Origin of the sequence: Streptomyces sp. NPDC057565, assembly GCF_042801455.1 — a bacterium.
Lineage (GTDB): Bacteria > Actinomycetota > Actinomycetes > Streptomycetales > Streptomycetaceae > Streptomyces > Streptomyces yanii.
This window is the reverse complement of the sequence record NZ_JBHVFU010000004.1, coordinates 493,768-514,651: the sequence shown is the minus strand read 5'-3', so window position 1 is coordinate 514,651 and position 20,884 is coordinate 493,768. Positions and strand designations below refer to the sequence as shown.

The window sequence follows — 20,884 nt, the reverse complement described above, 5'->3', positions numbered from 1 at the left end:
CGTGCGGGGAAGGCCGCCTGCGCGCCTTCCCCGCACCCCCTCGTTTCCCGCGAGGCGCTGACCCGCACGGCCCAGTCCCTCACCCCTGCGGATGCGAAAAGCCGCCGGACGCGTGAACCTGCCATCAGGAGGTTCACGATGCGTTCCATACCCCTCACGTTCTGTGGGGCCGCGGTGATCGCGGCGACCCTGATACCCGCTCCCGCCGCACTGGCCGACTCCGGCTCCGGCTCCGGCTCCGAGAAGGACTCGCAGTCCCACGCCACCCTCTCGGTGACCCCGTCCTCCCTCGCCCCCGGCGATGACGTGGACCTGCAGGTCGACGGCTGCAAGGGCAAGGAGGCCAAAGGGATCTCCGACGCCTTCGCCTCCGATGCGAGCTTCTCGGCCGACGACCGCGACGGGCTCGTCACCCGGGCCAGGATTCGCCCCGACGCCGCACCCGGCGCGTACGACATCTGGGTGACCTGTGACGGCGACCAGGACACCAGGGTGTCCGGCACCGTCACCGTCGTCGCAGGCGACCCTTCCGGACCGCTCGCCCCGATCGCCCCGGTCCGCGCCGGTGGCGGAGGCACCGCCGTCCTCAGCGAACAGAAGGCCGAGCAGGACGGCCCCGGCACCGCGCACGCCGTGCTCGGGCTGGCCCTGGCCGCCGTCGCGGCCGTCGCCGTAGCCCTCCGCAGCGCCCGCCGTCGCCGCACGGCCGCGGACTGAACGAGATGTCCGCCTCGAACCGCCCGGCAGGGTCCGGCCGACTGCTCACCGGAGTGGCCTGGGCCATTCTGCTCCTGGGACTGTGGCTCTGGGGCCGCGGCATCACCGACGGCTCCGGCGCCAGCTCCGCCCCGACCACCGGTGACATCGCGGCCGTCGGGCGCCCCCACGGTGTACCGCTGCCCGCGGCGCACGCCCCGATCAAGGGCGCGGCACCGGAACGCATCGAGATTCCCTCCATAGGTGTCCGGGCCCCCGTCGTCGTCCGCGGCCTGGACAAGGCGGGAGGGATCGACCCGCCACCGTTCGCGAAATCGCAGACCGTCGGCTGGTACGGCAGCGGCACCCGACCCGGCGCGGCGGGCGCAGCGCTCCTCGTCGGCCACGTCGACACCGAGACCAAACCGGCCGTCTTCTACGGACTGAGCGCGGCCCGCCCCGGCGCGAAGGTCCGGGTCGTCCGGACGGACGGCTCGGTCGCCGAATTCACCATCGACGACGTCCAGGTCTTCACCCGGAAACGCTTCGACGCCCGCAAGGCCTACGGGCCCCGCAAGGACGGCCGGGCGGAGCTGCGGCTGATCACCTGCGGCGGCAGGTTCGACCGCGCGTCGCACGAGTACAACGCCAATGTGGTCGTCTCGGCGTACCTGACCGGCGAGAAGCCGTCCGCGGGCAAGTCCGCGTAGCGGATCGTCCGGTGGACGGGTACACCTGGCCCGGCCGGCCGCCCGTTTTCCCCCCGGGGCGCCGACCGGGCCGGTCCTCGACCGCGGTGCGCGGGCTGCGGGAGAAGCCCGGCGCCGACACGGGAGGCAAAGGGGGTGTGTGGGCCACTACGCGCCACTGTAGGGCGCGCAACGGCTCACCCCCAACAGACATTTGACGATACGTCCAGAACGGGTCGCTCTCCGTCCTTCGATGTCTGGGTGTGTCAGGATGGATTCGCCCGGTCTTGTCCGGTGCCCAAGGGGGAGTGGATGTACGGCAATTACACCGGCCGGTCCGGTGCGGGGGCGGTGGCGCTGACCGTGACGCTGCTGCTCGCAGGATGTTCTTCGTCCTCGTCCTCCGGTGGCAACGAGCGCCCCGTCGCGAGCGACCCCTACTGGGTCAACCCGGACGGGAACGCGGCCCGGCAGGTCGCCGCCTACTCCGAGGCCGGAAACGACAGGAACGCCGGCCTGATCAAGAAGATCGCCCGGCAGCCGGTCGGGGAGTGGATCGGTCCTGACAACCCCGAGGCGGAGGTGCAGGGCTTCACCGAGGCGGCCCGGAAGTCCGGCCGGGAGGCGCTGCTGGTCCTCTACAACATCCCGCACCGTGACTGCGGCCAGTTCTCGAAGGGCGGCGCCGCGGACGGCGACGCGTACCGTGCCTGGCTGGAGAGCGTGGCGAAGGGCATCGGCGACCGTCGCACCACGGTGATCCTGGAGCCGGACGCGCTGTTGCACCTGATCGACGGCTGCACCCCGCAGGAGTTCCACGAGGAGCGGTACGACCTGCTCAAGGGCGCCGTGCAACGGCTGAAGCAACTGCCGCACACGCGCGTCTACATGGACGCGGGCAACGCGGGCTGGCACACCCCGGACGCGCTCTTCCGGCCGCTCCGGCAGGCGGGCATCGCGGACGCGGACGGCTTCGCGGTCAACGTCTCCAACTTCCAGACCACGGCGGCCAGTACGGACTTCGGAAAGCGGCTTTCGGTGAAGGTCGGCAACAAGCCGTTCGTCATCGACACGAGCCGCAACGGCAACGGCCCGTACGACGAGGGCGACCCCAAGGAGAACTGGTGCAACCCACCGGGTCGTGCCCTGGGCGAACCCCCGACCACGGACACGGCTGAGGACCTGGTCGACGCATACCTCTGGATCAAGCGGCCGGGGGAGTCGGACGGCGCGTGCAAGGGGGGCCCGAAGGCGGGGGAGTGGTGGCCGGAGTACGCGCTGGGGCTGGCCCGCAACACGAAGTAGTACCGGGGCGTCCGGTGGCCGGTTCTCTGCCCCGGCCGCCGGACGGGCTCGACGGGGCTGCGCCCGTCCGGGCCCCCGGCATGACCCGAACGGGAGGCCCTACGGGACCCGCACCCACGTCCCCTTCGACGGTGTCCCTTTCGCATCGGCCACGAACAGCAGGTACCACCCCGACGGCACCAGCGCCCGGTTTCCCGGCACCGTCACGGCGATACCCCCCGCCGTCCGCTTCAGCCCCAGCGCCACGGACCGCTGGTCCGTGTCCGTCACATGCGTCACCGCGCTCGGCCGCATCAGCTTCGCCGACGTGATCGTCGATCCCTGCCCGGTCGTGAACACCCCCGTACCGCCGCGTCGAATGCCCTTCGGCCCGGCCGTCAGCTCCGGCCGTGAGCCGCGGTACAGGTAGGGCGGCGTGTAGATCTCGATGCGCTGCTCGAAGACGCCCGGGCGGGTGTTCGCCTTGTCGGCGTACAGCGAGTCCGAGCCGAAGATCATGACGCGCCCGTCGGGCAGCAGCAGCGACCCCGAGTGATAGTTCCGTCCGACCTCCGGATCCGCCACCCTCCGGTACGTGTCCGTCCTCGCGTCGTACAGCCGGGCCTGCAGGACGTTCGAGCCGCTGCGCCCGCGGTAGTCGCTCGACCCGCCGGTGACGAGCACCGAGTCGTCGGGCAGCAGCGACGCGCTCGGGTAGCGCGTGCCCTCGGTGAGCGCCGCGCCGTCCCTGAATCTCGGCGCGGCGGCCTTCAGGTCCACGAGCCGGGACTTCTCGGTGGACCTGTCCGACTCACCCACCCCGCCTCCGCCGATGACCATGAACTTCTCGTCCTGGGCGGGTGGCAGCCGTACTGTCGCCGATGTCTCCATCTCGCGGGCGTCGCTCAGCCCGGGGATCTCCTCGAACGTATTCGTCGCGAGGTCCCAGACGCCCGGTGCGCGGCCGATGTCCGCCGGACCGTACCCGGCGTTCGAGCCGGAGTAGAAGAGCCGGCCGTCGCCCAGCAGGAAGACCGCGGGGTAGGTGGGGAACTTCCGGACGATGCCGGTGTACGCCCACTTCTTCGTCCGGGGGTCGTAGATCTCGTCCTTGCCGGGCACGATCTGACCGATCTCGTCGAGTCCGGACAGGGCGAGGACCCTGCCGTCCTTCAGCGTGGTCAGCGTCGGGTACCAGCGCGCCTCGTTCATCGGATCGACGCTGATGTACTTCTCCGCCACCGGGTCGAACTCGAACGCCTCCCGGATGCCCTGGAAGTCCTTCTTGTCGAGGGCGAGCTTCTGGGCGATCCCGTACACGTTCCGTGTGCCGGAGCCGGAGAGCCCGGAGATCCGGTAGTTGTCCTGGGTGCCCGTCTCGTACTTCGTACCGGACTTCTGGGCCTCGACGTAGATCCGGCCGAGCCCGGGGTCGTTGCGCAGGAAGGCGCCGGTCCTCCTGTCGAAGACCTTGGTGGCCTTCTCGACCAGCACCGGATCCTTGGAGACGAACGTCCTGCCGTTCTCCTTGCCGGTGAACCGGGTGCCCCCGGGCAGGGTGACCGGCTTGTCCGGGTCCTCGTTGTGGACGATCATCAGGCCGCCCGCCTTGGTGACATCGCCCTTCAGCTTCTCGTACCGCTTCGTGCCGCCGGCGATCAGCAGCCGGCCGTCCGGCAGCTGGGTGTGACCGGAGCAGAACATGTCCTTGGGCGTGGGTACGTTCGTGAACCTGCCGGTCCGCGGGTCCCACAGCACCGACCGGAAGCTCTTCGCGTCGAAGTTCTTCGGGTTGTTGCCGGAGCCCGCGACGAGCAGCACCTTGCCGGTGTGCAGCAGCGCGGCATGGATCGTATTGATCCGGAACCCGGACGGGACGTCGAGGAAGCCCCAGTGGCCGTTGGCGGCCTTGTACTCCGGCTTGTTGATCTTGTACTCGTGGTAGCGCTCGCCGCTGACGCGGTACAGCCACGGCCCGTTGGCCCCCGCGAGCGCCAGCACCGCCGCCGTACTGATCGCCATGCGGCGGGTACGGCGGCCGGGACGGTACGTCATTGGTTACGTCCCCCCAGGGGGATCTGCACGGTCCGCTCGTCCGGCACCCGGTGCGGCTTCCCCTGCGGGGCATGCGCCGGCCGACGAGCCGGTGCGCCGTCCTGCGGGGCTGGTCCGTCGCGCCGCTGCTTCCCCTCCGCGTGGACGGTGTACCGCCAGCCGAAGATCGGCGCCGCCGTGATCATCAGCGCCAGCGCGGCCCAGGTGAGCATCGCGGGATGGTTGTGGCCGAGGACGAAGGAGGCGGCGATCGAACCGCCGAAGACCAGCATGAAGAAGAGATGGATACGGAAGGTGCCGAACAACGTGTCGGGGCTGGACGAGTCGCCCTTGGGCGTCACCACGAACGAGCTCCTGCGGCGCAGCACGGCATCCATCAGGGACCGCGCGTAGACCGGGGCGGAGAGCGCGGACATCATCATCCCCGCCATACCGCCGGAGCCCTCCGGCTCGTGCGGCGACACATTGTGCCGCCGGTTCCAGATGTACAGACCGATCTGGAGTGCCGAGGCGTTGCCGTACAGCATCATCCAGACGACCGGGTCGATCTGCACGCCGGAGGCGCCCATGCCCAGGAACAGCGCGCAACTGAGCGCCGCCAGGATCCAGTTCAGGGCGGACATCGGATAGAAGATGATCATCATCGTGTAGTTGAAGAGCCTGCCGACGGGGAGTGTCCCGATCCCTCTCCAGTACTGCGTGAGGATCGTCTCGTACGTCCCCCGTGACCAGCGCAGCTGCTGGGTGAAGAAGTCCGTCCACGCGGTCGGGCCCTCGCCGACGGCCAGCACGTCCGGGGTGTAGACCGACCGCCACTTCCGGCCGGTGTGCGGGTTGCGCGCGCGGTGCATCTCGAAGCCGGTCGCCATGTCCTCGGTGATCGAGTCGTACAGACCGCCGATCTGTTTGAGGGCGGAGATCCGCACGGCGTTGCTGGTCCCGACGAACATCGGGGCGCCGTAGCGGTTGCCCGCGCGCTGGATCAGCGCGTGGAAGAGGAATTGCTGGGACTCGGCGGCCTTCGTGACGAACGTGTCGTAGTTGCCGTAGACCTGCGGGCCGATGACGAAGCCGACGTCCGGGTCGCGGAAGTAGCCGAGCATCCGCTCCAGGTAGTTGGGCAGTGGCACGTGATCGGTGTCGACCGAGGCGAAGAAGTCGTACGCGCCGCCGTGCGCGTCGAGCCAGGCGTTGTAGTTGCCGTGCTTGGTCTTCGCGCGGTGCGCGCCCGTGGCCCGGTTCCAGTGCGCGACGCCCTTGCGGGAGAAGTGGTGCACCCCGAGCCGGGCGCAGACCTCCTTGGCGGCCGGGTCGTCGCCCTCGTCGAGCAGCCAGACGTGCATCAGTCCGCGGTGTCTGATGCGGACCGCCGCTTCGAGGGTCTTCGTCACCATCTCCAGGGGCTCCTTGCCCGGGACGAAGGAGGTGAGGAAGGCGACCCGGGTGCCGGGCTCCGGCACGACCGGGACCGGGTCGCGCGCGACCAGCGTCGCGTGCGCGTTCGACAGGACGTTCATGGTGCGGAAGAGCTCGATCAGACCGATCGAGACGAGCATGACGATGTCGAGGATCAGCAGCGTGTCGTTCTTGAGGTTCGGATCGCGCTGGGTCCAGTGTTCGGGCTGCATCAGCCATGCGAACAGGCCGAGCGAGACGAGCGGTGCGGCGCCGAGCAGGAGCGCCGCGCGGAGTCTGTGCGGTTCCTGCGAGAGCAGCGAGCGGTACTGCACGGAGTACGGTCTGCTCGGATCGGGCAGGGTCAGTGGCCCGGCGAGACGGCTGTAGTGCTCGTAGTCGTAGCGGGGCAGCGCCTTCTTCGGGTGGCGCCGGCCCCCGGTCCACAGCTGCATGGTCCGGGAAGGGTCGCTGTTCTGCCGGGCGCCTGTCGGCGTCGACGTCATGGGTCATCCCCCCTGCGCGCATGCTGGCTGCGCGGTCGGTCGGTCGTCTCGTCCGCCGTGCATCCCCCTCGATCGCGGCGGACGAACTCTCTGGCGGGCGCCATCCCCTCACGGAAGGCGCCTTTCCGGTCGCCCGGTGCCCTTCGGCATCCGTCCACGAGCGGGACCCCCATCCCGCGGTACGCGCAAACCGGAACTTCCCCCTGATACTGCCCCCAACTGCGGGCGTCATCGACTCGATTGCGGCTGATGACCCCATGACAGGTTGTATGACCCAGGTCGTGATCGCAAGGGCGAAACGGGGTATTTGCCGGTCATATGAGCGATTTGGGCGGCTCTTGCGGAGGGGCGCGCGGAGGTGTATGAGGGGAGCTTTTCGGTCCCCGGGAGACGGCTCGGGGCTCGCTCGGCGGCCGTGGATGAGGGAATGGCATACGAACAAGGCCCCCTCACGTGGAGTGAGGGGGCCTTGACTCTGCGTGCGCCGCCAGGGACTCGAACCCCGGACCCGCTGATTAAGAGTCAGCTGCTCTAACCAACTGAGCTAGCGGCGCCTGCTGACCTGGAGAACTCTACCCGATACGGGGGGATGCTCCTGACCATTTCCCGCCCGTCGCGGCCTGTCGGATGGTCGTTTTTTCTGTTCTGTCCGTCAAAATACAATATGTCGGGAGAGTTGAGACACTGACGCCCGTGCCGATGCGCCAAAAGATCTTGACGAGTGCCGAGGGGATTCGCATGACTGTGCCGGCCTTCGAGGAGTACGTGCCCGCCATCGACTGCACCTGTGCGGGGTGCGCCGCGCAGCGGCGCACCGCCGCTCGTGCCCTGCCCACGCGGTACGGAGGGCACCCTGCCGCGCGTGGTGCACGGCGCGTGCTGGTGCTGGCCACGGCGGCCGGTGTGGTGCTGAGCGCCGGCGCGGCCGAGGCGGTGAGCGCGGTCACCGGGCTCGTGCCCGGGTCTGCCCGGACGGACGGGACGACGGGTCCGGGCGATGCGGGCGATCCGGGGCCGGTCGATTCGGATGTGGGTAATCCGCAGGGCATGCCCGGTCCGCTGAGGACCGGCTCGACGGATGGGGCGACGGATCCGGACGAGGTGGGTGATGCGGGCGATCTGGGGCCGGTCGATTCGGATGTGGGTAATCCGCAGGGCATGCCTGGTCCGCTGAGGACCGGCTCGACGGATGGGGCGACGGATCCGGACGAGGTGGGTGATCCGGATGATCTGGGGCCGGTCGATTCGGATGTGGGTAATCCGCAGGGCATGCCCGGTCCGCTGAGGACCGGTGCCGCCGAGGCGGTGAGCGTGGTGACCGGGCCGGCGCCCGGGTCCGCCCGGACGGACGAGATGGCGGATCCGGGTTCGGGTGCGGGCGACGCGGATGTGGGTAATCCGCAGGGTATGCCCGGTCCGCTGAACGGCGCCGGGGCCCCGGGTTCGCCGTCGTCCGGCGGTTCGAAATCGGCACTGAACAAGGTGACCCGGGCGGACATCATCAACCGGGCCAAGAAGTGGGTGAGCGCGAAGGTCCCGTACAGCATGGCGAAGTACTGGTCCGACGGGTATCGGCAGGACTGCTCCGGCTATGTGTCGATGGCCTGGAAACTGAAGCGCAACGAGTGGACCGGCAGCCTCGCCGAGTACGGGACCCGGATCGCGCGCTCGGAGCTGCAGCCCGGCGACATGCTGCTCTTCCACAACCCGGCCGACCCCTCGAAGGGCTCGCACGTCACGATCTTCGGAGGCTGGACCGACTACACGCACACGCATTACACGGCCTACGAACAGACTCCTGCGCACACGCGCAAGCAGACGACGCCCATGGCCTACTGGACCAACTCGGGCAAATACGTTCCGTACCGCTACAAGGGCCTGACCACCGGAACCGACAAGGTCGGCAGCGGGACGGCGACGGTGTTCCCGGGCACCACGAAATTCGGTGCGGGTGTCAGCAACATGTACATCACCCAGCTCGGACGGATGCTCGTGGACCGCGGCGGAAGGCACTTCTACAAGGTCGGACCCGGGCCGGGCTGGGGTGACGCCGACCGGCGGGCGACCCGGGCGTTCCAGAGGGCGCAGGGCTGGAAGGGCAAGGAGGCCGACGGCATTCCCGGTCCGCACACCTGGCGCCTGTTGGTGAACGGGACCGGCCGCGACATCCCGGCGAGCGCAAGCGGAAGCGCAGGCGGCGGTTCGCATGCGGCCCCGGCCTTCCCCGGCCGGAGCTACTTCCGGCCGGGTCGGTCCAACAGCCATGTCGACAGGCTCGGCAGACAGTTGGTGAAGAAGGGATACGGCAAGTACTACACGCAGGGCCCCGGACCCCGGTGGACGGAGGCGGACCGGCGCAACGTCGAGGCCTTCCAGCGCGCCCAGGGCTGGCGGGGCGCCGAGGCCGACGGATACCCCGGCCCGGAGACCTGGCGGCGACTCTTCGCGTGAGAACACGGACATGACGGAGGCGGGAATGCGATCCACGGTGTCGGGCAGCTCCGGAACCCCGGAGGAAGGGAAGGAACGGGAGCCGATGAGCGGCGGAGCGGACGCCACGGAGGGCGCCTCGGGCGCCGGGGCCGGCCCGGACGCGGGTGCGGACATCTGGCCGGGCGCGGGTCCGGCATCGGTTCCGGGCGTGGAGGCTGGGGGCGGCTCCGGTGCGGGGACGCAGGCGGAGGCCGGCTCGGATGCCCTCCTCGACCTCGTGCTCGACCTGGTCCCGGGGGGCGCCAAGGACCCCGCCTTCGGTGCGGCCTCGGCCTCGGTGTCGGTTCCGGCCGGGGCTTCGGCGTCGGCCCTCGCCCCGGGCTCGTACCTGCTGACCCGCCCGCTCCTGGGCGCCCGGTTCGACAGCACGGCGCCGACTCGAACCGAACCCGGCCCCGACACGCCGCACGGCACACCGCCCCTCATGGTGCCTGTGCCCGCCTCGGCCGCCGAAGCCGTCCCCGTACAGGAATCCGCATCGGCCCCTGTATCGGTGTCGGACCCCGACGACGCGGTGACCGGGCGGCGGCACGTCGTCATCGCTCATGAGCACACCCGCTCCACCCTCGTACGCTTGCCCTTCCCTGGCGAGTCCGAGCGCCCCGGCGCCGCCGCTCTCCCTGTCGGTCCCGCCCGGGGGACCGGCGGCGGCGAGCAGGGGGCGGCCCTGCGGCGAGTGCCCGTCGCGCGCCGGATGCAGGTGCAGGCGCCCACCAGGCCCGCGCCGGTGGGTGATCCGCGGCTGACCGAGAAGCCGGGGCCCGCGCTGCCCGGGTGGGCCGGGGTGCTCGCCGGGCTGGCCGGGACGGTCGGCGGTGGGGCGGTGCTGTGGTGGGCCGGCGTGCTGCCCGCCGGGGTGCTCGCCCGGCTCGGGATCGGCTCGCGTCCGTACGACGGCATCGGCATCGGGGCAGGGGCGGCGCTCGCCGTCCTGGTGACCGTGGTGCTCTTCGCGTTCGGCGGTCTGACTCGCGGTCGCGTCGGGTACGCATGGGTGGTGATGCTCTTCGGTGCCTACCGGGGGAGCGTGCGGCGGACGGGGCTCGTCTGGGTCAGCCCGCTGCTGCGGCGCCGCCGGGTCGACGTGCGGCTCCGGCACTGGCGCAGCGAACCGCTGCCCACGGTGGATGCGAACGGTACGGCGCTGCGCGTCGTCGTCCTCGTCGTGTGGCGGATCAAGGACACCGTGCGGGCGACGCTCGGGGTGGCGGACCACGAGAAGTACCTGCGCGAGCAGGTCGAGGCGGCGATGGCACGGGTCCTGTCGCAGCTGCCTGTCGACGCGTTCCACGAGGACGCCCACACGCTGCGCAACGCGGAGGCGGTCGGTGACGCGCTGACCGGGACGCTGAAGGCGGAGTGCGAGCCGGTGGGCATCGAGGTGTACTCCGCGCAGCCGACCCGCATCGAGTACGCACCAGAGCTCGCCGCCGCGATGCAGCGTCGCAGGATCGCCGCCATTGACGCCGAGCACCGGGACAGTGTGCTGACTTCGGTGGTTGACGCGGTGGACGACACGGTCAACCGGCTGACCGCGCGCGGCCTCGTGGAGCTCGACGATTATGAACGGAAGGCGCTGGTGAAGGACTTGACGGTGGCCTTCTACACCGGACGCAGCGGTGGGGGCGGTGCCTGACGGCGCGTCCGTACCGCGTCCGCGGCGAACCGGAATCCCGTTCCCATTGGTCTGGACATGTTCATGCTCCGTCAATAATCTAAGACTTGGTCTAGACCGCACGACCACGCGCGCAGCAGTGCTCATGGAACCTCCCCCACGTTCTTGAGGAGCGACAGCAATGCGTAAAAGGGCAAGCGCGGCCGTAGTCGGCCTGGCGATAGCGGGCGTCTCGATGTTCGCGACGAGCAGCGCCGGCAGCCACGGCTACACCGACAACCCCATCAGCCGCCAGAAGCTCTGTGCCAACGGCACCGTAACCGGCTGCGGCGCCATCCAGTGGGAACCGCAGAGCGTCGAGGCTCCCAAGGGCTTCCCGGCGGCAGGTCCGGCGGACGGCAGGATCTGCTCCGGCGGCCACGACAACTTCGCCGCGCTGGACGACCCGCGCGGCGGCAACTGGCCCGCCACCAAGGTCACCGCAGGCCAGGGCTTCAGCTTCCGCTGGCAGTTCACCGCCCAGCACGCCACGACCGACTTCCGGTACTACATCACCAAGAACGGCTGGGACCCCACCAAGCCGCTCACCAGGGCGGCGCTCGAGTCGCAGCCGTTCATGACCGTGCCGTACGGCGGTCAGCGGCCCCCGGCGACCCTGACGCAGCAGGGCACCATCCCCACCCAGAAGACCGGGAAGCACATCATCCTCAGCGTCTGGACCATCGCGGACACCGGGAACGCGTTCTATGCGTGCTCCGATGTTCAGTTCTGACGCGTAGTCAGTTACCGTTCGGCGCCATGGGGAGCGCAGGCACCGTAGCGGAGCTCGTACAGCGCCAATGGGGCGACCACCGGCCAGGGCTGAAGCACGAGGACACCGTCCTCAGCCACCACCAGGTCGCCTCCGGAGCTGCCGCGCGGGCCGCGCTCCTGGCGGATCTGCTGTCGGCGGACGGCGAACCGCACCTGGGGGTACTGCTCGACAACACCCCCGAATTCCCGCTCTGGCTGAGCGCGGCGGCCCTGGCCGGGGCCGCCGTCGCGGGCATCAACCCGACCCGCCGCGGAGCCGAGCTGGCCCGCGACATCCTGCACACCGACTGCCGGGTCCTGGTCACCGAAAGCGCACATCTGCCGCTGCTCGACGGGCTCGATCTGCCGGGCGTACGGGTGCTGGTCACCGACACCGACGCGTACACCGCGCTGCTCGCCGGATATGCCGGGGCGAAGCCGGGCGAGGCGGTGCTCCGGGAGGTCGGGCGCGAGACCCGGATGCTGCTCTACTTCACCTCGGGGTCGACCGGTGCGCCCAAGGCCGCGATCTGCACCCAGGGGCGACTGGCGGCGGCCGGGCAGTCGCTGGTCGACCACTTCCGGGTGCGGCGCGACGACGTCCACTACATCTGCATGCCGATGTTCCACGGCAACGCCGTGATCGCCGACTGGGCCCCCGCGCTCGCGGGCGGCGCCGCGGTCGCCCTGCGCCGCCGGTTCTCGGCCTCCGGCTTTCTCGACGACGTGCGCACGCACGGGGCCACGTACTTCACCTATGTCGGCCGCGCCGTCCAATACCTGCTGGCCACCCCCGAGCGCCCCGACGACCGTGACCATCCGCTGCGGCTCGGATTCGGCACGGAGGCGGGCGCCGTGGACGCGGCCCGGTTCCGGGAGCGGTTCGGGGTGCGGCTGGTGGAGGGGTACGGATCCTCCGAGGGCGGTGCGGCGATCCAGCGGACCCCGGACACCCCGCCGGGCGCTGTCGGCCGGGCGTCCCCCCGCGACGATCTGGCCGTCGTCGACCCGGAGACCGGCGAGGAGCGGGCTGCGGCGGTACTCGACGCGCGCGGGCGGCTGCTCAACGGGGACGATGCGATAGGAGAATTGGTCAACCGGGGCCGTACGCCCTTCGAGGGCTACTGGCGCAACGCGGAGGCGGACGCGGCCCGGGTGCGCGGCGGCTGGTACTGGACCGGGGATCTCTTCTTCCGTGACCCGGCCGGATTCCTCTACTTCGCGGGCCGGACGGACGACCGGCTGCGGGTCGACAGCGAGAACCTGGCCGCCGCGATGATCGAGAACATCCTGGCCCGCTGGTCGGACGCGGCGGCCGTCGCGGTGTACGCGGTGCCGGACCCGGTGGCCGGCGACCAGGTGATGGCGGCGCTGGCGCTGCGCGAGGGGGCGGCCTTCGACCCCGGCGGATTCGCCGCGTTCCTGGCGGCCCAATCGGACCTGGGGACGAAGATGGCGCCCCGCTTCGTACGCATCGTCGCGGCGATGCCGGTCACGGCGACGAACAAGGTGCACCGGGTGGCGCTCCGCCGCGAGGGCTTCCGGAGCGCCGACCCCATCTGGTGGAACGGGGCCGGCGGACCCTACGAAAGGCTGCGGGGCGCGGAGCTGGCCGCCCTGCTCGGCGAGTACGAGGCGCACGGGCGCGCCCACCTGGTGTCGTCGGGCGACTGAGGACGACAGGGTCGACGGTTGTCCGGTACGCCTGCGTGACATGCGTGTACGGAGCGGCGGACCGCGAAAAACGCCCAGGGCGGTCCACGTGTGTACGTGAACCGCCCTGGGCGTTGTCTGTGCGCCGCCAGGGACTCGAACCCCGGACCCGCTGATTAAGAGTCAGCTGCTCTAACCAACTGAGCTAGCGGCGCCTGCTGACTCGAAAATAATACCTGGTCCCGAAGGGTGCTGACGACACGCGCCCGCGACGGGCCCGCGGGGACATCCGGCCTGGCCGGACGGCCCCTAAGGGCCGGGGAGTGACACGCGGGCGGTGAGCCCGCCGCCGGGGTTGGGGGTCAAGGTCAGGTCGCCGTGGTGGGCGCGGACGATACCCGCGACGATGGCCAGGCCGAGGCCGTGCCCGCGGCGTGCGGGGTCCTTCTCGGCCAGGCGTCCGCTGCCACGCAGGAACGGTTCGGTGAGGTGGTCGACCGTGTCGGGCAGGAGGGGCCCGGTGTTGGTGACGGTCAGGACGGCGCGGCCAGGGTGTGCCGGGTCGGGGCCGGTGGTCAGGGTGAGCGATCCGCCGGTGGGCAGGTTGTGCCGCAGGGCGTTGTGGAGCAGGTTCAGGGTGAGCTGGCGGAGCAGTACGCCGTCGCCGGTGGCCGGGGCCGGGTGGATGTCGGTGGAGAGGGTGATGCCCCGTGTCCAGGCTTCCTCGCGGACGAGATCGAGGGCTTCTTCGGCGGTGTCGGCGAGATCGAGGGGCCGGGTGGTGGGCGAGGTGTGGTCGAGGGCGGAGAGTTGCAGCAGGGCGTCGGTGACCTCGATGCCGCGCTGGTTGGTCTCGCGCAGCCGGGACACGAGTCGGGGGTAGTCCTGGCCGTCGGGGTCGGCGGTGGCGACGTCGAGCATGGTGCGGTTGATGGCGAGCGGGGTGCGCAGTTCGTGCGAGGCGTTGGCGGCGAAGCGCTGCTGGGCGTCGAAGGACCGCTGCAGGCGGGCGAGCATGGTGTCGAAGGTGTCGGAGAGATCGGTGAACTCGTCGCGCGGACCGGTGAGTCCGATGCGGTGGTCCAGGGAGCCGTCGGCCGCCCGCCTGGCAGCTCGGGTGATGTCCTGCAGGGGCCGCAGGACGCGGCCCGCGATGAACCAGCCGCCGCCGACCCCGACGAGCGCCAGCAGGAGCAGCGTGAGGCCGGACGCTTCGAGCAGGGTCTGAAGAATCTCCTGCCGGGAAGGGGCGCCGCTTTCGTCCCGCGGGTTCGCTGCGGTCAAAGGGTAGTTGGGCACGAAGCGCATGGCCAGGTAGATGACGGCAAGGGTGAACGCGCCCGCGACGACCACGAACAGGGCATAAGTGAGGGTGAGCTTCATTCGGGCGGTCAGCCGCCGCGGCCGAACGGGGCGCGCCGGGTCGTCCGCCGCCGGTGCCGCGGTGGTGGCTCGGTGGGGTGCTGATCGCCGGTTCACCGTCCGTGCCCCGCCGGTTCGTCGAGCCGGTATCCGACGCCGGGCACGGTGTGGATGGACCACGGTTCGCCCAGCCGTTTGCGGAGCGTGGACATGGTGATGCGGACCGCGTTGGTGAACGGGTCGGCGTTCTCGTCCCAGGCCCGCTCCAGCAGCGTCTCCGCGCTGACGACCCCGCCCCGCGCCGTCATGAGGACTTCCAGGACGGCGAACTGTTTCCTGGTGAGCGCGACGTACTTCCCGTCGCGGAAGACTTCGCGCCGGAACGGGTCCAGCCGGATTCCGGCGTACTCGAGGACCGGGGGTGTGCTGTCCTTGGGCCGGCGGGCCAGTGAGCGGAGCCGTACGACCAGCTCTTTCAGGTCGAAGGGCTTGGTCAGGTAGTCGTCGGCGCCGATCTCGAACCCGGTGACCTTCTCGCTGAGGAGGCCTGCCGCCGTCAGCATGAGCACGCGGCAGCCGAGGCGCCGCTGCACGATGATCCGGCACACGTCGTCACCATGCGTGCCGGGGATGTCACGGTCGAGTACGACGACGTCGTACTCGTTCACGTCGAGGCGCTCCAGGGCGGTGTCGCCGTCCCCGGCGATGTCGGAGGCGATGGCTTCGAGCCTCAGACCCGCCTGCACCGCCTCGGCGAGATACGGCTCGTCCTCGACAATCAGCACCCGCATGCGGCCTCTCCCGCTCTGTCTCAAACCGGCTGATATCCGGCTTCCGGTCCAGCCTACGGCCCTGGAAGGGAACGGTGGCGAAGAGTGATTTCCGCACTGCGGAGGGCTCCTGCCGCGATTCCCGCCGCGAGTCGGACCGGCCGCCGGTCCTGTACGCGGCCATCCCTATTGGAGCGGTCCGGGCCTATCGAAAACGTATCGGGAAATCGAGACGGCCCGACAACACGGCCCGCCCTTGACTCAAGGCATCACCGAGCGGCACCCGCCGCTGTGTCCGAGATGCCTGGAGGCCGCGATGCACGACACCCACGTGGCGAACCGCTCAACCACGGCGGCGCGCCGATTCCCCGGCTGGACGATGGCTGGAATCGGCGCACTCCTGGTTCTGACGCTGTCGGCGATGTGGGTCGTGACGACCCGGAGCGAACCGGCCGCGCGGGCAACCGCACCGGCAGGGCATTCGCCGGACAGCGGCGGAGCGCCCGCGGAGGTCCCAGCCGAGGTCGCCGACGACGGTGCCCTGCCGGACGACCGTGACATCACCCCTTTCGACACCCGCCACGCGGCCGTCACCCGTCTGGACAAGCGTCTGCTGAAGGCCGTGCAGGAAGCGGCCCGGGATGCCCGCGACGACGGCATCGAATTCGTGGTCACGTCGGGCTGGCGCAGCAAGGAACACCAGCAGCGCCTGCTGGAGGAGGGAATCGAGAAGTACGGGAGCCCGGAAAAGGCGCGGGAGTTCGTGAACACCCCGGAGAAGTCGACCCACGTGTCCGGGAAAGCGGTGGACATCGGCCCCACCGACGCCGACGACTGGCTCATCCGCAACGGCTCCGCCTATGGCCTGTGTCAGGTCTACGCCAACGAGATGTGGCACTTCGAGTTGCTGACCGGCCCCGGCGGCACCTGCCCCGGTCCCCTGAACAATGCCGCCGGCTGACGGGTACCCATCGCCTCGCCCTGAGCCGGCACCGCCGAGCCGGTCCGCGCCGACCCACCCCCTCCTTTGAAGGACACGGCATGCCCGACCTGCACGAAGACCCCTACCCGGATGTGTACATCGGTGGCGGATTCTTCGACCCCGCCCAGATACCGCCCACCGACTCCGAGCCCGAACAGCAGGCCGCTTCCGGGGCAGCACCCGTGCCGGACCGACAAGCCCACGACCGGCCGGACCACATATCCGATCGGCATGGACGTGACTACGGATGGCGCAGGGGCCGGGTTCCGACCGCCCTGGCGGTCATGACGGGGATCGTGCTGGTCGGCCACTCGCTGGTTCCCAACTCGATGGGCAATCCGGGCAGCCTGCTCGAAACCCTGCTGCCCTGGACAGGTCTGGCCGTGCCCGTGCTGCTGTCGGCCGCCCTGCTCCGCAGGTCGGTGCCGGCCGGCGTCGCCGCGCTCCTGGTCGCTGCCGTGTGGGCTGCGATGTTCGGGCAGTTGTTTCTCGGCGGGCGGCCGGATGCCGAGCCGGACCTGACGGTCGTCACCCACAACGTCGGTGCCGCCAACCCGGACCCTGCCGGAACCGCCCGGACGCTGCTTGCCGCCGACCCCGACCTGGTGGCCCTGGAAGAGATCACCGATGACGCGATGCCCGCCTACCGGAAGGTGCTGAGCCGCCGGCTCACGCACTCGGTCCACATCGGCACCGTTGCCCTGTGGAGCCGCTACCCGATCACCGACTCGGAGCGCGTCACCATCGACCCCGGCTGGAGCCGCTCCCTGCGCGCCCGGGTCCAGGGGCCGGACGGCCCGCTCGCCGTCTACGTGGTGCACCTGCCCTCCGTCCGGGTCGGCGCCTCCGGCTTCACCATCGCACGGCGCGACCAGGTCCTGACCGCGCTCGATCATGCAGTCGACCAGGAACGGCAGAAGAAAATCCTCCTGATGGGCGATCTCAACGGCGCCACCACCGACCGGGGCCTCGCCTCCCTGAACTCCCGGCTGACGTCTGTCCAGGACGAGGCGGGGACCGGCTTCGGCTTCAGCTGGCCCGCAGCGTTCCCGGTCGCCCGTATCGACCACATCCTCACCCGGGGCGTCACCCCCACCGCCGCCTGGACCCTCCCCGCGACCAGCAGCGACCACCGGCCCGTCGCCGCCAGGCTGAAGGCGTAGCAGGCGCACCGCCCTCGAGCTCTCGGAACTCGCCGGCCGCGGCCGCCAGCAGGCCTGGTGCCCCTCCCGGCAAGCTTTGCCCCGTCGCAAACATTGCCGGTCACGGCGCAGGGGCGTGTGTCGGAAGTCCCGCCTGCCCGGCGACGCCTGGCACGCACGCTCGCTGCGTTGTCGGGCTCGCCCGAGTACGTCCAGTACGAGGACGACCCTCCGCCTTGCGATCGCACGCACCGGACGCCGCCGGGCCCGCCCTTCGGGCGGACGGCGGGACTTCCGACACACGCCTTAGAGCGCCATTGACAGCAGGACCGGCGCGGCCCGCCGGTTCAGCGTGTCCGCCGCCGCGCGCAGCCGGTGCGCGTGCTCGATGGGCAGCGACAGTGCCAGGCAGCCGGCCGAGGAGCCCGCCGTGAGCGGCACGGCCGCGCAGACGGTGCCCACCGCGTACTCCTGGAGGTCGAGCACCGGGACCGTCGCCGGCTGGCTGTCCAGCTTGGAGAAGAGGGCCTTCTCGCTGGTGATGGTCCGCGAGGTGAGCCGGGCGATCTTGTGGCGCGAGAGATGGTCGCGGCGGCCGTTCTGGTCGAGCTGGGTCAGCAGGCACTTGCCGATCGCGCTGGCGTGCGCGGCGGACCGGAAGTCCACCCACTCGTTGACCGCGGGGGTGTGCGGACCGTCGGCGTACTGCGTGACCCGGACCTCGCCGTCGACGTACCGGCTTATGTACACCGCGGCGCCGACCGAGTCGCGCAGCTGGTCCAGGATCTGCTGGAGTTTGTTCTCCAGTGCCTGCCTGCGGGCGGCGCCGGAGCCGAGCAGTAGGAGTGAGGCGCCGATCACGTAGGCGCCGTCGGACACCTGCTCGACATAGCCCTCGCGGCGCAGCGTCAGCAGCAGTGGGGTGAGGTGCCCCGCCGGCAGTCCCGTCTCCCGGGAGATCTGGGTGTCGGTGACACCGGTGCCGTGCTTGGAGACCGTTTCGAGAACACGAAGGGCGTACTGCACCGAGTGGAACGGTGCGGCCGGTTCGGGCTTCAACGCCACGGTTTCCCCCCACCAGGTTGTCCGCAAGCTTCTGCACCACGATAGCCGCCAAGAGGCTTTCGGTGGGGGCCTGTTGATGAGTTCTCGGTGCGCCCCGGCGCTGTCAGCTGGGGCGCACCCTTCTGGCATATGCCAGAGTCAGTGACAAATCGATGGACGACGAGGTCACAGCACCGCGTTGAGGAAATCGCGCGTACGTTCATGTTCGGGAGCTGTGAAGATTTTTTCCGGCGGACCGGCCTCCACCACCCGCCCCGAGTCGAACATCAGCACCTTCTCCGAGACGTCACGGGCGAAATTCATCTCGTGGGTCACGCAGAGCATGGTGATGTCGGTGGTCCGGGCGATGTCGGACAGCAGGTCCAGCACGCCCGCCACCAGCTCCGGGTCGAGCGCGGACGTCACCTCGTCCAGCAGCAGGATCTCCGGCCGCATCGCCAGCGCCCGGGCGATCGCCACCCGCTGCTGCTGGCCGCCGGAGAGCTGGGACGGGTGCGCATCGATCTTCCCGGCCAGCCCGACCAGGTCGAGCAGTTCGCGCGCGCGGCTCTCCGCCTCGTCCCGGTCCATGCCGAGCACGCTGACCGGCGCCTCGGTGATGTTCTGCAGCACCTTCATGTTCGGGAACAGATTGAACTGCTGGAAGACCATCCCGATCTTCTTCCGGGCCTCGCGCAGATGTTTCTCACCCGCCGGCTTCAGGCCGCCGTCCGGCGTCCGGACATGGGACAACGGCGCACCGTCCACCCAGATCACGCCGTCGCTCACCTTCTCCAGCGTCATCAGGAGCCGCAGGATCGTGGTCTTTCCCGAGCCGCTCGGCCCGATCAGCGTGACGTGCTCGCCGCGCCGCACCGAGAAGTCCAGCTCGTCGAGGACGACGTGGTCGCCGTACCGCTTGACCACGCGGTCGAAGCGGACCAGGGCGTCCGTGCCCGCGGCGTCCTCGGGCGCTGCGGCCGCCGTCTTCTGCAGGGGGAGAGGTTCAGTGGCCAAGGCGCTTCTCCAGCTTTCTCATCAGCAGTGAGGTGGGGTAGCTCGCGACCAGGAAGACCAGTCCGGCGAGCGTGAATGCCTCGGTGTACGCGAAGTGGTCGGCCCCGTACCTCCGGGCCTCGAAGACCATTTCCTGCACCGTGATCACGGCGAGGAACGGGGTCTCCTTGAACATCGAGATCGCATAGTTGCCGAGGGCGGGCAGCACCTTGCGTACCGCCTGCGGCAGGACAACGGCCTGCCAGGTCCGCCGCGGCGACAGCGAGAGCGCCCGGCAGGCCTCCCACTGGCCCTTCGGGACACCGTCGATCCCGGCGCGGTACACCTCGGAGGTGTAGGCGGCGTAGTGGATACCCAGCACCACGATGCCGATGGTCAGCGGCTCCACCGAGGTGAAAAGAGCTGCCGCGCCCACCAGCTGGACCAGTAGCGGGGTGGATCGGATGAACTCCATGACGGCCCGCACCGGCACCGTCACGAACCGGCTCGGCGCCCGCCCGGCGACCGCGACGGCCAGCCCGAGGACGGCCGCGACGAGCGTGCCGAGCACCGTCGCCAGCAGCGTGACCTCGAACCCGTGCAGAACCAGGGGCAGGACGTCGCCCGCGGCGTTCCAGTCGAAGCCGTTCACCGGGCACCTCCGGCGGTCGTCGCCACGGCGTCCACCGCGGAGCGGGTGCGCAGCAGTGAGCCCGCGCCGGTCGGCAGTCCGAGCCGCCGCTTGGCGGTCCGCTCGAGCAGGTTCATCAGCAGGGTCAGCGCGTACGCGAGGACGAAGTAGACCGCCAGCAGGGTCAGATAAGCGGTGAGGGTCTCGCCGGTACGGTCGCGCAGCTGCTGGATCACGGTCATCAGATCGGCCGCGGAGATCAGCCACAGCAGCGGTGTGCACTTCAGCAGCTGGATCAGCAGATTGGTGAAGGGCGGAATCATCTGCACCCAGGCCTGCGGCAGGATCACCTTCCGCATCCGCTGGACCGGTGTCAGGTTCAGTGCGACGGCCGCTTCGTGCTGGGCACGCGGCACGGAGTTGATGGCGCCGCGCACCACCTCGGAGCCGTACGCCCCGTAGTTGAGGCCGAACGCGACGACGCCGCAGAGCAGCGGTGTCAGTTCGTACCCGGTCAGCGGCGGCATCGCGTAGTACAGCCAGAACAGCTGGATGTAGAGGGAGGTGCCGCGGAAGAACTCCACGACCACCCGGGACACACCGCGCACCGCAAGCATCCTGCTGATGGCCATCAGCCCGAGGACGAACGACAGGAGCAGGGCGAGCAGCGAGCCCAGCACCGTGGCCTGAAGGGTGACCCACAGTCCCGACCGGAGCTGGGGGAGATTGTCGGAGAAGGCGGAGAAGAAGTCGCTCATGCGGCGCTGCCCGTCCCTGTC

At 70.1% G+C, this 20,884-nt stretch carries 17 protein-coding genes and 2 tRNA genes; 9 read left to right on the top strand and 10 right to left on the bottom strand.

What is annotated here, in order from left to right:
- The first annotated feature begins 138 nt into the window (after positions 1 to 138).
- From ACFU8W_RS12285 to ACFU8W_RS12275, 3 genes are all read left to right on the top strand, one after another.
- The gene (locus ACFU8W_RS12285) at positions 139 to 717 is read left to right on the top strand and encodes a hypothetical protein (protein WP_384035226.1); all 579 of its coding nucleotides are present in this window, start codon (positions 139 to 141) and stop codon (positions 715 to 717) included.
- A 5-nt stretch (positions 718 to 722) separates the two neighbouring features.
- Entirely contained in the window at positions 723 to 1,406 is a 684-nt protein-coding gene (locus ACFU8W_RS12280; RefSeq protein WP_384035224.1) for a class F sortase, read from the top strand.
- Positions 1,407 to 1,697: 291 nt separating this feature from the next.
- A complete protein-coding gene (locus tag ACFU8W_RS12275; RefSeq protein WP_384035222.1) occupies positions 1,698 to 2,690 on the top strand; it encodes a glycoside hydrolase family 6 protein in 993 nt (330 codons plus the stop codon).
- 99 nt (positions 2,691 to 2,789) lie between these two features.
- On the opposite strand, the gene ACFU8W_RS12270 is transcribed toward ACFU8W_RS12275, so the two are convergent.
- From ACFU8W_RS12270 to ACFU8W_RS12260, 3 genes are all read right to left on the bottom strand, one after another.
- Positions 2,790 to 4,724, bottom strand: a complete 1,935-nt coding sequence (locus ACFU8W_RS12270) for a galactose oxidase-like domain-containing protein (protein ID WP_384035219.1) — start codon at positions 4,722 to 4,724, stop codon at positions 2,790 to 2,792.
- Positions 4,721 to 6,625, bottom strand: coding sequence for a glycosyltransferase family 2 protein (locus tag ACFU8W_RS12265; protein WP_384035216.1), 1,905 nt, complete (start codon positions 6,623 to 6,625; stop codon positions 4,721 to 4,723). Before ACFU8W_RS12265 ends, ACFU8W_RS12270 begins: the two co-directional genes overlap by 4 nt.
- A 480-nt stretch (positions 6,626 to 7,105) precedes the next feature.
- A tRNA-Lys gene (locus ACFU8W_RS12260) sits at positions 7,106 to 7,179 on the bottom strand.
- Between the two features lie 604 nt (positions 7,180 to 7,783).
- On the opposite strand from ACFU8W_RS12260, the gene ACFU8W_RS12255 reads away from it, so the two are divergent.
- The 4 genes from ACFU8W_RS12255 to ACFU8W_RS12240 all read left to right on the top strand — a co-directional run bounded on the left by ACFU8W_RS12255 (position 7,784) and on the right by ACFU8W_RS12240 (position 13,199).
- Positions 7,784 to 9,076, top strand: a complete 1,293-nt coding sequence (locus ACFU8W_RS12255; protein ID WP_384035362.1) for a peptidoglycan-binding protein — start codon at positions 7,784 to 7,786, stop codon at positions 9,074 to 9,076.
- A 25-nt stretch (positions 9,077 to 9,101) separates the two neighbouring features.
- Complete coding sequence (locus ACFU8W_RS12250; protein ID WP_384035213.1) at positions 9,102 to 10,754, top strand: SPFH domain-containing protein; 1,653 nt, start codon at positions 9,102 to 9,104, stop codon at positions 10,752 to 10,754.
- A 160-nt stretch (positions 10,755 to 10,914) separates the two neighbouring features.
- Entirely contained in the window at positions 10,915 to 11,505 is a 591-nt protein-coding gene (locus ACFU8W_RS12245) for a lytic polysaccharide monooxygenase (RefSeq protein WP_384035210.1), read from the top strand.
- Positions 11,506 to 11,531: 26 nt separating this feature from the next.
- Complete coding sequence (locus tag ACFU8W_RS12240) at positions 11,532 to 13,199, top strand: AMP-binding protein (RefSeq protein ID WP_384035207.1); 1,668 nt, start codon at positions 11,532 to 11,534, stop codon at positions 13,197 to 13,199.
- Positions 13,200 to 13,319: 120 nt separating this feature from the next.
- Here the strand turns inward: ACFU8W_RS12240 and ACFU8W_RS12235 are convergent.
- The 3 genes from ACFU8W_RS12235 to ACFU8W_RS12225 all read right to left on the bottom strand — a co-directional run bounded on the left by ACFU8W_RS12235 (position 13,320) and on the right by ACFU8W_RS12225 (position 15,331).
- Positions 13,320 to 13,393, bottom strand: a tRNA-Lys gene (locus tag ACFU8W_RS12235).
- Positions 13,394 to 13,487: 94 nt separating this feature from the next.
- Positions 13,488 to 14,561 (bottom strand): sensor histidine kinase, encoded by a 1,074-nt coding sequence (locus ACFU8W_RS12230; RefSeq protein ID WP_384035204.1) that lies wholly within the window; start codon positions 14,559 to 14,561, stop codon positions 13,488 to 13,490.
- Positions 14,562 to 14,653: 92 nt separating this feature from the next.
- Positions 14,654 to 15,331, bottom strand: coding sequence for a response regulator transcription factor (locus ACFU8W_RS12225; protein ID WP_114244676.1), 678 nt, complete (start codon positions 15,329 to 15,331; stop codon positions 14,654 to 14,656).
- A 295-nt stretch (positions 15,332 to 15,626) separates the two neighbouring features.
- On the opposite strand from ACFU8W_RS12225, the gene ACFU8W_RS12220 reads away from it, so the two are divergent.
- Positions 15,627 to 16,271 (top strand): M15 family metallopeptidase, encoded by a 645-nt coding sequence (locus ACFU8W_RS12220; RefSeq protein WP_384035199.1) that lies wholly within the window; start codon positions 15,627 to 15,629, stop codon positions 16,269 to 16,271.
- Between the two features lie 80 nt (positions 16,272 to 16,351).
- A complete protein-coding gene (locus ACFU8W_RS12215; protein ID WP_384035197.1) occupies positions 16,352 to 17,455 on the top strand; it encodes an endonuclease/exonuclease/phosphatase family protein in 1,104 nt (367 codons plus the stop codon).
- A 285-nt stretch (positions 17,456 to 17,740) separates the two neighbouring features.
- On the opposite strand, the gene ACFU8W_RS12210 is transcribed toward ACFU8W_RS12215, so the two are convergent.
- The 4 genes from ACFU8W_RS12210 to ehuC form a co-directional block, all read right to left on the bottom strand.
- Complete coding sequence (locus ACFU8W_RS12210; RefSeq protein ID WP_384035194.1) at positions 17,741 to 18,499, bottom strand: IclR family transcriptional regulator; 759 nt, start codon at positions 18,497 to 18,499, stop codon at positions 17,741 to 17,743.
- Positions 18,500 to 18,664: 165 nt separating this feature from the next.
- Positions 18,665 to 19,495 (bottom strand): ectoine/hydroxyectoine ABC transporter ATP-binding protein EhuA, encoded by an 831-nt coding sequence (gene ehuA, locus ACFU8W_RS12205; RefSeq protein WP_345517938.1) that lies wholly within the window; start codon positions 19,493 to 19,495, stop codon positions 18,665 to 18,667.
- Entirely contained in the window at positions 19,485 to 20,126 is a 642-nt protein-coding gene (gene ehuD, locus ACFU8W_RS12200; protein WP_345517939.1) for an ectoine/hydroxyectoine ABC transporter permease subunit EhuD, read from the bottom strand. The genes ehuA and ehuD overlap by 11 nt, the downstream gene beginning before the upstream one ends.
- Positions 20,123 to 20,863: an ectoine/hydroxyectoine ABC transporter permease subunit EhuC gene (gene ehuC, locus ACFU8W_RS12195; RefSeq protein WP_345517940.1), complete on the bottom strand. Its 741-nt coding sequence runs from the start codon at positions 20,861 to 20,863 to the stop codon at positions 20,123 to 20,125. The genes ehuD and ehuC overlap by 4 nt, the downstream gene beginning before the upstream one ends.
- Positions 20,864 to 20,884: the final 21 nt, after the last annotated feature.

Bases quoted from the DNA above. Each gene is read 5' to 3' on its own strand.
- ACFU8W_RS12240 (WP_384035207.1), top strand. From the start codon at position 11,532: ATGGGGAGCGCAGGCACCGTAGCGGAGCTCGTACAGCGCCAATGGGGC.
- ACFU8W_RS12270 (WP_384035219.1), bottom strand. From the start codon at position 4,724: ATGACGTACCGTCCCGGCCGCCGTACCCGCCGCATGGCGATCAGTACG.
- ACFU8W_RS12250 (WP_384035213.1), top strand. From the start codon at position 9,102: ATGCGATCCACGGTGTCGGGCAGCTCCGGAACCCCGGAGGAAGGGAAG.
- ACFU8W_RS12265 (WP_384035216.1), bottom strand. From the start codon at position 6,625: ATGACGTCGACGCCGACAGGCGCCCGGCAGAACAGCGACCCTTCCCGG.
- ACFU8W_RS12220 (WP_384035199.1), top strand. From the start codon at position 15,627: ATGCACGACACCCACGTGGCGAACCGCTCAACCACGGCGGCGCGCCGA.
- ehuC (WP_345517940.1), bottom strand. From the start codon at position 20,863: ATGAGCGACTTCTTCTCCGCCTTCTCCGACAATCTCCCCCAGCTCCGG.
- ACFU8W_RS12255 (WP_384035362.1), top strand. From the start codon at position 7,784: ATGCCTGGTCCGCTGAGGACCGGCTCGACGGATGGGGCGACGGATCCG.
- ACFU8W_RS12225 (WP_114244676.1), bottom strand. From the start codon at position 15,331: ATGCGGGTGCTGATTGTCGAGGACGAGCCGTATCTCGCCGAGGCGGTG.
- ACFU8W_RS12230 (WP_384035204.1), bottom strand. From the start codon at position 14,561: ATGAAGCTCACCCTCACTTATGCCCTGTTCGTGGTCGTCGCGGGCGCG.
- ACFU8W_RS12245 (WP_384035210.1), top strand. From the start codon at position 10,915: ATGCGTAAAAGGGCAAGCGCGGCCGTAGTCGGCCTGGCGATAGCGGGC.
- ACFU8W_RS12215 (WP_384035197.1), top strand. From the start codon at position 16,352: ATGCCCGACCTGCACGAAGACCCCTACCCGGATGTGTACATCGGTGGC.
- ACFU8W_RS12280 (WP_384035224.1), top strand. From the start codon at position 723: ATGTCCGCCTCGAACCGCCCGGCAGGGTCCGGCCGACTGCTCACCGGA.
- ACFU8W_RS12285 (WP_384035226.1), top strand. From the start codon at position 139: ATGCGTTCCATACCCCTCACGTTCTGTGGGGCCGCGGTGATCGCGGCG.
- ACFU8W_RS12275 (WP_384035222.1), top strand. From the start codon at position 1,698: ATGTACGGCAATTACACCGGCCGGTCCGGTGCGGGGGCGGTGGCGCTG.